The organism is Lelliottia sp. JS-SCA-14, assembly GCF_035593345.1.
Taxonomy (GTDB): domain Bacteria; phylum Pseudomonadota; class Gammaproteobacteria; order Enterobacterales; family Enterobacteriaceae; genus Enterobacter; species Enterobacter wanjuensis.
The window spans coordinates 1,040,404-1,052,670 of the sequence record NZ_CP141606.1; the positions used below are offsets into that span (position 1 = coordinate 1,040,404).

Here is a 12,267-nt window from a genome sequence, read left to right on the forward strand (position 1 = left end):
TGGCCTGGCGACCGATTCTCTACGTCATTCTCACGAATCACCCTCGTCTCAGCGCGCGGCGCGCCCGGCTGCGGCTGGTTCACGGCTAGCTTTTTGTTAACAATCACGGTATAACGAACCTTCTTTGGATGTTTAGATGTCCATACGTTTAGAAGGTAATATGCAAACAGAACAAGACAATGGGCAGCTAAAACGCACCATGAAAACCCGCCACCTGATTATGCTTTCGCTGGGTGGCGTGATTGGGACAGGGTTGTTTTTCAATACGGGTTACATTATTTCCACCACCGGGGCCGCCGGGACGCTGCTGGCGTATCTCATCGGCGCGCTGGTGGTGTGGCTGGTGATGCAGTGCCTAGGCGAACTCTCCGTGGCGATGCCGGAGACCGGGGCGTTTCACGTCTATGCCGCGCGCTATCTGGGCCCGGCGACCGGGTATACGGTGGCGTGGCTGTACTGGCTCACCTGGACGGTGGCGCTTGGCTCGAGCTTTACCGCCGCCGGATTTTGTATGCAGTACTGGTTCCCGCAGGTTCCGGTATGGATCTGGTGCGTGGTGTTCTGCGCCGTCATCTTTGCCCTCAACGTCATCTCTACGCGCTTTTTCGCCGAAGGGGAATTCTGGTTCTCGCTGGTGAAAGTCATCACCATCATCGCCTTTATTATTCTCGGCGGGGCGGCGATCTTTGGCTTTATCCCAATGCAGGACGGCTCACCCGCGCCGGGGCTGGCGAACCTCACCGCGGAAGGCTGGTTCCCGCACGGCGGTTTGCCGATCCTGATGACCATGGTGGCGGTTAACTTTGCTTTCTCCGGAACCGAGCTTATCGGCATCGCGGCGGGTGAAACGCAGAACCCGCACAAGGTGATCCCGGTGGCCATCCGCACTACCATCGCGCGCTTAATCATTTTCTTTATCGGCACCGTGTTTGTGCTGGCGGCGCTGATCCCGATGCAGCAGGCGGGCGTCGAAAAAAGCCCGTTCGTACTGGTATTCGAGAAAGTCGGCATTCCCTATGCGGCGGATATTTTTAACTTCGTGATCCTGACGGCGATCCTCTCGGCGGCCAACTCCGGTTTGTATGCGTCGGGGCGCATGTTGTGGTCGCTCTCCAATGAGAAAACGCTGCCGCGCTGCTTTGCCCGCGTCAATAAAAACGGCGTCCCGCTGACGGCGATCTCCGTGAGTATGCTCGGCGGCGTGCTGGCGCTGTTCTCCAGCGTCATCGCGCCAGACACGGTGTTTGTCGCGCTCTCTGCCATTTCCGGTTTTGCGGTGGTGGCAGTGTGGATAAGCATCTGCGCGTCGCATTTTATGTTCCGCCGTCGTCACCTTCAGGCCGGGAAACCGCTGGCTGATTTACAGTATCGCGCGCCCTGGTATCCCCTGGTGCCGGTGCTGGGATTTGTGCTGTGCCTGGTGGCCTGCATCGGGCTGGCGTTTGACCCGACCCAGCGCATCGCCCTTTACTGCGGGCTGCCGTTTGTCGCGTTGTGTTATGGTGCGTACTACCTGACTCAACCCCCGAAAAACCAGGAGCCTGAACATGTCGCAGAATAATCCGCTAACCGCCCTCCTTGAAACACAGCCTTTTATCGTGCTGGACGGAGCGATGGCGACGGAACTGGAAGCGCGCGGTTGCCACCTGGCCGATAGCCTGTGGTCCGCCAAAGTGCTGGTGGAAAACCCGGAGCTGATACGCGAAGTGCATCTCGACTACTTCCGCGCCGGGGCGCAGGTGGCGATCACCGCCAGCTATCAGGCGACGGCGGCGGGTTTTGCCGCACGCGGTTATGATGAGGCGCAGTCTCGTGCGCTGATCGGCAAAAGCGTGGAGCTGGCGCGCAAGGCGCGGGAAGCGTATCTGGCGGAAAATCCGCAGGCGGGCACGCTGCTGGTAGCCGGATCGGTCGGGCCGTACGGCGCGTATCTGGCGGACGGCTCGGAGTATCGCGGGGATTACGTTCGCAGCGCGGCGGAGTTTAGCGAGTTTCATCGTTCGCGTGTGGAAGCCCTGCTGGACGCCGGGGCCGATCTGCTGGCCTGCGAAACCCTGCCGTCCTTTGCGGAGATCAAAGCCCTGGCGGAACTGCTGACAGGCTATCCGCGCGCGAAGGCGTGGTTTTCGTTTACCCTGGGCGATAGCGAGCATCTGAGCGACGGTACGCCGCTGCGTGACGTGGTGGCAACGCTTGCGGATTATCCGCAGATTGTGGCGCTGGGGATTAACTGTATCGCCCTGGAAAACACCACGGCGGCGCTGGAACATCTGCAAACCCTGACCGCGCTGCCGCTGGTGGTCTATCCGAATTCCGGTGAGCATTACGACGCGGTGAGTAAAACCTGGCACCATCACGGTGAGGCTTGTGAGACGCTGGCGGGGTATTTGCCGCAGTGGGTTGCAGCAGGAGCGAAGCTGATCGGCGGGTGCTGTCGCACGACGCCGAAGGATATTGCTGAGCTTAAAGCTTTGCGCTGAACATTGCCGGGTGGCGGCTGCGCCTTACCCGGCCTACAGGTAAGAAGGCCGCACCGAACAGTCCCCTCTCCCTTGAGGGAGAGGGTTAGGGTGAGGGGGAAGGTGCGCGCTGGTGCCCTCACCCCGGCCCTCTCCCACAGGGAGAGGGAGCAAACCCTAGGCTGCATCCGCCAAAACAAACATCCCGTACGGATGGATCTCCAGGTAATAATTTTCCCCTTCGTTCGGCTGCAGACGCGTGGCGTTGACCTGCAGCAAAATCTCCTGCCCGTGCCACTCCACAATCACCTCGTACTGCGGTCCCATGTAGGCGACGTGCCGGATAGTGCAGCGCTGGCTCTCTTCGCCGCGCTCGCTCAGAGTGATCGCCTCCGGGCGTACGCCGACGGAGCCTTCTCCGTCTTGCGCAAAATGCATCGGACGCGGCAGACGATACCCGTGGATCTCGACGAAATCCTCGCTAAAGCGCGCCGGGAACAGGTTGGCGTCGCCCATAAAGCTCGCCATGAAGCGTGACGCGGGCTGGCGATAGAGATCCTGCGGCGAACCGATCTGCATGATGTTGCCTTTGTTCATCACCAGCACGGTGTCTGATACCGCAAACGCCTCGCTCTGATCGTGCGTGACGTACAGCGAGGTGATATTGAACTGCTTTTGCAGCTCGCGGATCTTGTCGCGCATGCTGCGGCGCAGGTTGGCGTCGAGGTTACTCAGCGGCTCATCAAACAGCAGCACTTTCGGTTTCAGGATCAGGGCGCGCGCCAGGGCCACGCGCTGCTGCTGGCCGCCGGAGATCTGATCGACGTAGCGATCTTCAAACCCCTCCAGATCGACCATCGCCAGCGCCTCTTTCACCCGCGCTTTAGTTTCCGCGCGCGATACGCCGAGCATTTTCAGCCCATAGCCGACGTTCTCACCCAGCGACATGTGCGGGAACAGGGCGTAAGACTGGAACACCATGCAGATATCACGCTGCTGGATGGAACGGTGCGTCACATCCTCGCCATCAATCAGAATCTGCCCTTCCGTCGGTTTTTCCAGCCCGGCGACCAGGCGCAGGACGGTGGTTTTGCCGCACCCGGACGGGCCGAGGAGCGTCACCATCTGTCCCTGCGGGATCGCCAGGTTGATGTTCTCGATAACGGTATTTGTCCCGAAGCGCTTGGTGACATTGCGCAGTTCAACGAAATGTTTCTGAGTCATAGTGTTACGCCTGGTTTTTGGCTTTAGAGCGGGAGGTGCGTGCCTCACCGATCAGCCAGTCAAAGAGGAAAATGATCGCCAGCATGACCACAATCAGGATCGAGCCGTAGGCAATCGCCACACCGTATTCGCCGTCTTCCACGCGGTTCAGGATGTAGGCCGTTGCCACGCGGGTATCCGGCGTGACGAGGAACACAATGGCGCTGACGGTGGTAATGGCGCGCACGAAGCTGTAGATCAGCGCCGACAGGATCGCCGGGCGCAGCAGCGGCAGCAGAATGTGGGTAATGGTGCGCAAGCTCCCGGCACGCAGGCTGAGGGACGCCTCGTCCAGCGACTTATCGATCTGCCCTAATCCCGCAATCCCGGCGCGAATGCCGACCGGCACGTTACGCATCACCATCGAAATAATCACAATCGCTGCGGTACCGGTGAGGTAAACCGGCGCGCTGTTAAAGGCCAGGATATAAGAGACACCCGCTACCGTGCCCGGTACGGCGAAGCACAGCATGGTGGTGAACTCAATGGTCTTTTTGCCTTTAAACTGCTGGCGCACCACCACCCAGGCGATCAGCAGGCCAAAACCGGCGGTGATCGGCGCGGCGATCCCGGCGTAAAGCAGGGTGTCGAGCAGGGAAGGCCATGCGCCGTCGCTCATCCCCTGGCCGAACAGTTTGATAAAGTTATCCAGCGTCAGGGTGTAATCCACGCCCCAGTTAACGGTGAAGCTGCCGTAGAAAATGCTGCCGTAGAGCAGGGCGTTAAAGGCAATCCACACCGCCAGCAGGGCGACCACACCCCACACCAGCGTCACCGGCAGAGGTTGCACGTCGCCACGGTAGGATTTACCGGAGACGGTGACGTACGAGCGTTTGCCGATCCACATGTACTGGATGCAGAACACCAGCAGCGAGAAGACCAGCAGAAACGCGCCGAGGGTGCTGGCGGCCTGATAATCCAGCTGCGAACCGGTGATGTAGAAGTAGATTTGCGTCGCTAAAACGTCGAAGTTGCCGCCGAGCACCAGCGGGTTACTGAAGTCGGCGAGCGACTGGACGATCACGATCAGGAACGCGTTCGCCAGCGCCGGTTTCAGCAGCGGGACGAAGACGCCGTTAAAGGTCTGCCAGCGGCTGGCGCGCAGGGTGTAAGAGGCCTCTTCCAGCGAGGGATGAATGGTTTTGATCGCCCCGTCGAGGATCATAAAGGCCATCGGGGTGAACGCCAGCACCTGCGCCAGCCAGATGCCGGTGAAGCCGTACAGCCAGTTGGTATTGGTCAGGCCGAACCAGTCGACCATCAGCTCGGTGACATACCCGGAGCGGCCCATCATCAGCGTCACGCCTAAACCCACCACGAACGGCGGAGTGACGATCGGCAGGATCGAGAAGATGCGCCCGATGATGGCGCTGCGTTTCGCGATGCGGGTGGTGTAGATCGCCAGCACCAGCCCGAAGAAGGTACAGCCGATACCGACGGCGATCGACAGCAGCACCGAGTTGATGATCACCTGCACGATGTGCGCCTGTGACAGCACGGTCATAAAGGCCAGCGGGGCGAACTCGCCCGCGTCGTTGGTGAACATCGGAATGAAAATGGCGATGCTCGGCCAGACGATAAAGATGCCGATCAGCGCCACGATGGTAATCAGCGAGCCAATCACAAAGCGGTCGCCGCCCAGCCACTCCAGCCGCGTCAGCGCCAGGGTCATGATCGCGCCGAGAGCAACGAACAGCACGATAGTGGCAAAACCTAAACCGCGTCCTTCCACCGTCGCGCTGATGACGATAAAGGCCATGCACAGCAGCGCCCAGCCCGCGTCGAGGTAGTGGCGGCTGCGCTGTTCGCGCTTCGCTTCGTTAAACGGCCGCACCAGCAGCAGGCTTGGCAACAGATACCACAGCCAGCTGATATTGAAGTGGGACCAGCTGTAGGCGTCGAGAATTTCTTCGCGCGTTGACTCCAGCAGGCCGTAATCCAGGCTCCAGCTCGGCAGCAGCGCAAACGCCACCCAGCCAAGTAAAACCCAAAGGAATACCGCATCCCGTTTTTTGACGGGATGAAGAGCGAGTGTGTGTGACATAAGTTTTCCGGGTGTTGAGGAAAATGTAGGCCGGGTAAGGCGCAGCCGCCACCCGGCATTGACCACTTATCGCAGGCTTATTTACCCATCTTCACGTCGCTGACCCATTTGTTGATCAGAGCCTTGCGCACATCCGTTGAGCCGTACTTGTCCATGTCGTAGCTGATCAGCTTCAGGTCGTCGAGCTTGAGGGAGTTCGGCGAGGTCTCGGCGGTGGTGTTGGTCAGGATCTGGTAAGACTTGCCTTTCTTCCACGCCAGCTCCTGAGCCTCTTTTGACAGCACCCAGTCAACGAACAGCTTCGCGTTCTCTTCGTTGCGCGCGCCTTTCAGGATACTGACGCCGCCGATCTCATACCCGGTGCCTTCGCACGGCGAAATCAACTCCAGCGGTGCGCCCTGTTCTTTTTCCAGCGAGTAGTCGTGCAGGAAGCCAATCCCGATAGCCGTTTCACCGCGTGCGGCGTTACGCGCCGGGGCGATGCCGGATTTGGTGTACTGAGAGACGTTGCCGTTAAGCTGTTTCAGGTAGTCGAACGCCTGATCTTCTCCCCACAGCTGCACGAAGGTCGCCAGCGCAGTGTAGGCGGTGCCGGAGCTTTGCGGATCGGCGATCTGGATCTCGCCTTTGTATTCCGGTTTGGTCAGATCCTTCCAGCACTTCGGCACCGGCAGGTTTTTCTCTTTCAGGCGCTGGGTGTTGACGCCAAAGCCCAGAATGCCGACGTAAACGGCGGAGGAGAGGTTGCCTTTCACCTTGGCCGGATCGCGGAATTTCTCCATGATCTGCTCCAGATTTTTCGATTTATACGGCTGCAGCAGCCCCATTTCACCGGCCTGCGACTGCGGGTCCAGCGTGCCGCCGTACCAGACATCCGCCTGCGGGTTTTTCTTCTCAGCATCAACTTTTGCCAGCGTACTGCCGGAGCCGTTGCGGATGAATGAGGTTTTGACGTCATACTTATCGCCGAAGGCTTTGGTTTCGGCCTCGCACATTTCGTTGGTGGCGCTGCAATAGACCACCAGACGGCCTTTGGCCTGCGCGGCACCGGTTAAGGTAGCGAGCGCGATCCCGGAAGCAATGAGGGTAGAGAGAAGCGTTGTTTTCATTATTCAGCCCTTATAAGACGTTATGTGACTGCGAGAAGCGGTGATGCCCGACATCAGCAGCGGCATCAGTAATAAACCCATCAGTACGGCGGCGATGGAGAGCAAACTGAACATCCCCGACCAGCCGTAATGTTCAATCACCAGCGACAGCGGCCATCCGGCCAGCGACGCTCCCAGATAGGCAAAGACGCCGAGAAAACCGGTGATCGAGCCTGCCGCCTGTTTATGCCCGCATTCGACGGCGGCAAGACCAATCAGCATTTGCGGGCCGAAGACAAAAAATCCGACCGCAAAAAAGCACATCGCCAGCAGGGCGTAGTGGTGAACCGGCGCCAGCCACAGGGCGGCGACGGAGACCATCAGGCCCAGCGTGAAGAGCAAAATCATCGGCGCACGTTGCCCGCTGAACAGCAGATCCGACCCCCATCCGGCGAACAGCGCGCCGAGCAAACCGCCGACCTCAAACAGCATCACCGTCGCGTTGGCGCTGAGCAGATTGACGCCGTGGCTTTCCGACAGCCAGATGTTGCCCCAGTCGTTGAGCGCAATGCGGATCAAATACACCAGCACATAGGACGCGCCGAGCAGCCAGATCATCGGATTTTGCAGCATGGTGGTGCGTAACATCTGCCACAAACCCATCGGCGGACTTTGCTGCTCCTGGCGCAACTCCAGCGGATCGTTGCGCCACTCCCCGACCGTTGGCAGACCCTCTTCCTGCGGTGTCCCCCGCAGCTGTGTGGTCAGCCAAATGCCGAGCACAATGCTGATAATCCCCGGTGTCAGCATCGCGGCCTGCCAGCCCCAGAGATGGGCGGCAAGGGCACAAATCAGCGGAATAATCGCCCCACCGATATTGATGGAGGTATTCCAGCATCCCCACCAGAAGCCGCGCTCGTTGCGCGAATACCAGTGGGTGAGCAGGCGCGCGCAGGGCGGCCAGCCCCATCCCTGAAAGAATCCGTTCAGCGTCCAGATGAACAGCAGCAGGCCAAACGAATCGCTGAAGGTAAACAGCACGTTCAGCACGCCGGTGGCCAGCAGGCCGATCCCCATAAACGCCCGCTGTCCGTGGCGGTCGTGCCACAGTCCGGCGGCAAATTTCGACAGTCCGTAGCTCAGATAAAACAGCGACCCGATAAGCCCGATGTCGCTTTTGCTCAGCCCCAAATCCATTTGCAGCGCGGGCAGGATGTAGTTGACGCTTTTGCGCGTCAGGTAAAACGCCGCGTAGCCGACAGCCATGCACAGCAACAGGCGTGGGCGCAGGGCCCGATAGCGTTGAGAAATCTCTTCAGCAGACAGTGCGTGCATGGCGTTCTCCGTTTGAGCTGACTGTAGGGAAGTGCAAGGCAAAAGGGATGAGAGAAAGTCTGGAGTGGCTAAGACTTTTTCCTGGTTAGCGCGGTGTTTGTTGCAAAATTGTGGGCAGGTTAACAATTACGCGGGTGCCGTCCTGGGATTCCAGCGTGAATTCTCCACCGAGAGCGTGAACGCGCTCGCGCATCCCCTGAATGCCAAAGCCGGGCGTTTTTTCCGGCTGAATGCCGCTGCCGTTGTCCGACACGTCGAGGATCAGACGATGATTTTGCTGGCGCAGTACGATCCGCACTTCGCTGGCGTCCGCGTGTTTGCTGACGTTATTCAGCAGCTCCTGCAGCAGGCGATAGAGGGTAAAGACCAGGGTTTCGTTTTGCGGCGGGGCGTCCAGCTGCCAGTCAAAACGGCAGGTAATGCCGCGCTCCGGGAAGGCGAATTCGTTTACCAGATGGTGCAACGCCTCTTTCAGCGACAGCTCGTCGAGCACCGGCGGACGCAGCTGACGCAACAGCTGGCGGGTGGAGTGGTGAATGCGCCGCGCCAGCTCGTTGATCTGCCCGGCGGCTTCGACCGCCAGCGGAGTATCTCCCGCGCGTTTCACCAGCTGGGACTGGATCTGAATCGCCGTGATGTTCTGGCCGATTTCGTCGTGCAGCTCGCGGGCCAGGTGTTTGCGGGTGTCCTCTTCGGTGTGGATCAGCTTTTCGGTGAGCTCACGCCGGGCCTGCAGCTCCGCTTCCAGCCTGCGGCGATAGTGGTCGAGATTCAGCGCCAGCTGCTGCTGGCGGCTGATGGCGATCCCGAGCCCAATCCCGAGCAGCGACTGGGTGGCGAGAAAAATCTCCAGCTCCAGCAGATCCGTAAACCCGACGCCCACCTGGCGGGCAATGGTGATCATCATGCTGCCGAGCAGTCCGGAGAGCACGCCGCCCTGCCAGCCAAATTTCCACGCCATCACCACGTTCGGCAGGAATACCACAATCAGCAGCAGCCGCTCCAGAGCGGGGGAGAGCACCATCTGCGTGCCAATGCCGATGATGAAAAACAGGCTGCACCAGATAATCAGCGAGGTGCGCAGGGGCGGGTTGGTGGTGTCCAGCCCGAGGAGATGATACCGGTGCTGCTGGCGCAAAAATTCAAACACCAGATAGACAAAGGGCGTCAGCAGAACGCCGCCGGTAAACGACGCCAGCCCGAGCAGCGTGGCCGGGCTTTGCAGAAACGGCGCGAGGCACAGGGTTTGCAGCAGGGCGTTGACGCTCACCGCCGCAATCAGCAGTGACAGCCGCTGCCAGTAAAGGGGAAAACGGCGCCAGTAGCGTTGCACGGCGTAAGCCGGGAACAGCCCGAGCACAGGGGCGGCCAGCATCAGATAGCCGGTCAGTAATTGCTCACTGTGCAGCCACAACATCGCGGCCAGCGTCGGCAACACCACCGCAGGCCAGAAGCGGCGCGACAGAAGAATTAACAGCGCCAGATAGACGCCCTGCGGCAGGAACAGCACCCCCTGCTGGCCGTTGTGGGTGAGATAAAAACTCAGCGTCCACAGCATCAGCCAGCCGGTTCCCCAGGCCAGCATAATGAACAGGGAGAGGACAATGTGCCGCAGAGAACGCCGCATCAGTGGCCCGTCAGCAGCTGATTGTCGAGGGCGAAATGCACCAGCTCAATGGTGCTGCTGCACTGTAATTTCCCCAGCACGTTGGCGCGATGCACGTGAACGGTTTTATGGCTCAGCTCGAGAGTAAAGGCGATGGCTTTGACGCTTTCACCTTTCACCAGCAGGTCGAACACTTCCCGTTCGCGCGGGGTGAGGACATCCAGCACTTTCGACACCGGCTGGCCGCCGCGCAGGGCTTTCACCGCGTCGGCGCAGAGATAGTGGCCGCCCATGCCGACGGAGCGCACCGCCTGCACCAGCTCTTCCGGGCCGCAACGTTTGGTGAGATATCCGCTGGCCCCGGCGTCGAGGGCGCTTTGCACAAAGGCGGGGGTGTCATAGATGCTCAGAATGATGGCGCGAAACGCCGGGCGCTGCTGGCGCAGACGTTTGAGCAGGCTCAGCCCGTTTTCATCGGGCATGGCGACATCCAGCACCGCGACGTCAATATCACTGTGCGTTAATGCAGGCCAGGCGTCGGCCGCGCAGCTGTACTGGCCTTCGACCACCAGGTCGTCTTCCAGATTTAAAAGCTGCGCAAAACCAGACCGCACTACCACATGGTCATCCACCAGCACCACTTTGATCATTGCTTATTTCTCTTACCGAAGTTGATATCCATGATGCCTGTTGCGCCGGGCGTGGCAATAAGCTGAGCGCGGTTATGTAACCTGTGTAACAAAAATGCAATAAATTAAAAACCTTTGCCAATATCCCTGCCGATATCAGGGCAGGGCGTGGGTATTGTCTTTTTCAGTGGGCGGAAACAGAGGCACGTTAATATATGAATCAATTTGTCTGTTTATTGACATGGTGTGAAAACAGGTGACGGAGATGTAACGCATTGCTGCTGCGAATAGTGATTTTACCTCTGCCTGCCGCGGCTGATTCATTATTTTGTGGTTCAATAACCTATTATTTCATGTTTCGTTAGTATTAAAATCTAATCCTCGTTTCTGCTGTATTTATTATTCTAATTAAACCTCTTATTTGTTGGAGTTGTTTGTTATTGACTGGAAGGGCTATTTCGCCTTTTTTTTAAGTCATTACGGGTTACTATTTATTGCATCAGCGAGGCGCAGGCCGAAATACGCAATCAGGTTTGAACTTGCTGGTGAATATGTTTAGAGGTTTTTTGATTGATGAGGAAATTAAGCCAGAGCATTTATCTGGTTCGGGAGAGTTTTGCTCAAGATTCATTAATCAAAAATCTTATTTGTGTGTCATTTCCTTAAATTACAGGACCACTTTTATGAAACTGAATAACGTTTTTTCTGCTCTGGTATTGGCTTCAGGTTTAACTGCATTTGGCGCTCAGGCCGATCAAGGTAGCGGCGTGGTGACCTTCACCGGCTCCGTGATTGACGCGCCATGCTCCGTGGCAGCGGGCGATGACGATCAGACCATCGACCTGGGCCAGGTTTCCAGCTCTGCAGTGGCTAACGGCGGCACCTCTACGCCGGTTCCTTTCTACATCCACCTGGAAAACTGCTCTGTGGATACGGCTAACACCGTCTCCACCACCTTTACCGGCGCGGATTCCAGCGTTGACGGCGCGGTACTGGGCGTGACCGGCTCTGCAACCGACGTGGGCATCGTGATGACCGACGGCGACAGCAACGCGATCACCCTGGGTGAAGCGACCGTAGGCCAGACCATCCAGAACGGCGACAACACCCTGGCGTACTCCGCCTACATCATCGGTGGCGAAGCGCCAACCGAAGGTGATTTCACCGGTGTGACGAACTGGACTCTGGCATACGAATAAGGTTTCCCCTTATTCCACGATGTTATTCAGGCGGCCTTTCTGGCCGTCTGATATTCCACTCTGACCGAATAAGAGAAAAGGGATTGCGATGCATTTTTTATTATCTACATCGACACCGCCGATCGTGAAAATCTTCCTTTTTCTCCTGTCTGGTTATTGCCTGCCATTACTGGCGGCAAACCAGGGGGACGGCGCGATATTCATTAAAGGGGAGGTGCTTTATACCCCCTGCGCCATTGATCTTGATAGCCGCGACCAGACGATTGATATGGGAGAAACCCCCGTCGCCGAAATAGCCACCAAAGGCTATGGCCCAACGCGTCATTTTACCGTTCGTTTAATCAATTGCCTGATGCTGCCCTCACCAGGGAACAGCCAGTTCGACTCTGAGTATTACCAAATCACCTTTGATCCCATGACCGGAACGGAACGTTTTGCCATTCGCGGTGAAGCCGAGGGCATTGAACTCACCATTCGCGATACCGACGGCAATCTCGCGGTGCCCGGCGTGGCGCTTCCGGCAAAAGAGGTCACCCGGGGAAATATCGATCTTCACTATGCGCTGCAGATGGTAAGCGACGGCCAGCCGCTGAAATCAGGGACGTATCAGTCGCTGATTCGCTTCAGAATGGATTATTACTGAG

At 58.3% G+C, this 12,267-nt stretch carries 10 protein-coding genes; 4 read left to right on the forward strand and 6 right to left on the reverse strand.

Annotated elements, in window-relative coordinates; all coding sequences use genetic code 11:
- The first annotated feature begins 160 nt into the window (after positions 1–160).
- Entirely contained in the window at positions 161–1,561 is a 1,401-nt protein-coding gene (mmuP, locus tag U9O48_RS04820) for an S-methylmethionine permease (RefSeq protein ID WP_324723673.1), read from the forward strand.
- Positions 1,548–2,480: a homocysteine S-methyltransferase gene (gene mmuM, locus U9O48_RS04825; protein ID WP_324723674.1), complete on the forward strand. Its 933-nt coding sequence runs from the start codon at positions 1,548–1,550 to the stop codon at positions 2,478–2,480. Before mmuP ends, mmuM begins: the two co-directional genes overlap by 14 nt.
- Before the next feature lie 156 nt (positions 2,481–2,636).
- Here mmuM and fbpC read toward each other — a convergent pair whose 3' ends face one another.
- From fbpC to U9O48_RS04855, 6 genes are all read right to left on the reverse strand, one after another.
- Entirely contained in the window at positions 2,637–3,683 is a 1,047-nt protein-coding gene (gene fbpC / locus U9O48_RS04830) for a ferric ABC transporter ATP-binding protein (protein ID WP_282492695.1), read from the reverse strand.
- Between the two features lie 4 nt (positions 3,684–3,687).
- Entirely contained in the window at positions 3,688–5,766 is a 2,079-nt protein-coding gene (locus U9O48_RS04835; RefSeq protein WP_324723677.1) for an iron ABC transporter permease, read from the reverse strand.
- 77 nt (positions 5,767–5,843) lie between these two features.
- On the reverse strand, positions 5,844–6,875 hold the full coding sequence (locus tag U9O48_RS04840) for an ABC transporter substrate-binding protein (RefSeq protein WP_063135461.1): 1,032 nt from the start codon (positions 6,873–6,875) through the stop codon (positions 5,844–5,846).
- Positions 6,876–6,878: 3 nt separating this feature from the next.
- Positions 6,879–8,189, reverse strand: coding sequence for an MFS transporter family glucose-6-phosphate receptor UhpC (gene uhpC / locus U9O48_RS04845; RefSeq protein WP_324723678.1), 1,311 nt, complete (start codon positions 8,187–8,189; stop codon positions 6,879–6,881).
- Between the two features lie 85 nt (positions 8,190–8,274).
- Complete coding sequence (locus U9O48_RS04850) at positions 8,275–9,816, reverse strand: MASE1 domain-containing protein (RefSeq protein WP_324723679.1); 1,542 nt, start codon at positions 9,814–9,816, stop codon at positions 8,275–8,277.
- Positions 9,816–10,445 (reverse strand): response regulator transcription factor, encoded by a 630-nt coding sequence (locus tag U9O48_RS04855; RefSeq protein ID WP_324723680.1) that lies wholly within the window; start codon positions 10,443–10,445, stop codon positions 9,816–9,818. Before U9O48_RS04855 ends, U9O48_RS04850 begins: the two co-directional genes overlap by 1 nt.
- A 662-nt stretch (positions 10,446–11,107) precedes the next feature.
- On the opposite strand from U9O48_RS04855, the gene U9O48_RS04860 reads away from it, so the two are divergent.
- The gene (locus tag U9O48_RS04860) at positions 11,108–11,623 is read left to right on the forward strand and encodes a fimbrial protein (protein WP_103949952.1); all 516 of its coding nucleotides are present in this window, start codon (positions 11,108–11,110) and stop codon (positions 11,621–11,623) included.
- A gap of 88 nt (positions 11,624–11,711) precedes the next feature.
- Positions 11,712–12,266 (forward strand): fimbrial protein, encoded by a 555-nt coding sequence (locus U9O48_RS04865; RefSeq protein WP_095280923.1) that lies wholly within the window; start codon positions 11,712–11,714, stop codon positions 12,264–12,266.
- Position 12,267 lies beyond the last annotated feature (1 nt).

Excerpts from the sequence above, each read along its gene's own strand:
- uhpC (WP_324723678.1), bottom strand. The coding sequence starts at position 8,189 with ATGCACGCACTGTCTGCTGAAGAGATTTCTCAACGCTATCGGGCCCTG.
- mmuM (WP_324723674.1), top strand. The coding sequence starts at position 1,548 with ATGTCGCAGAATAATCCGCTAACCGCCCTCCTTGAAACACAGCCTTTT.
- fbpC (WP_282492695.1), bottom strand. The coding sequence starts at position 3,683 with ATGACTCAGAAACATTTCGTTGAACTGCGCAATGTCACCAAGCGCTTC.
- mmuP (WP_324723673.1), top strand. The coding sequence starts at position 161 with ATGCAAACAGAACAAGACAATGGGCAGCTAAAACGCACCATGAAAACC.
- U9O48_RS04850 (WP_324723679.1), bottom strand. The coding sequence starts at position 9,816 with ATGCGGCGTTCTCTGCGGCACATTGTCCTCTCCCTGTTCATTATGCTG.
- U9O48_RS04835 (WP_324723677.1), bottom strand. The coding sequence starts at position 5,766 with ATGTCACACACACTCGCTCTTCATCCCGTCAAAAAACGGGATGCGGTA.
- U9O48_RS04840 (WP_063135461.1), bottom strand. The coding sequence starts at position 6,875 with ATGAAAACAACGCTTCTCTCTACCCTCATTGCTTCCGGGATCGCGCTC.
- U9O48_RS04860 (WP_103949952.1), top strand. The coding sequence starts at position 11,108 with ATGAAACTGAATAACGTTTTTTCTGCTCTGGTATTGGCTTCAGGTTTA.
- U9O48_RS04865 (WP_095280923.1), top strand. The coding sequence starts at position 11,712 with ATGCATTTTTTATTATCTACATCGACACCGCCGATCGTGAAAATCTTC.
- U9O48_RS04855 (WP_324723680.1), bottom strand. The coding sequence starts at position 10,445 with ATGATCAAAGTGGTGCTGGTGGATGACCATGTGGTAGTGCGGTCTGGT.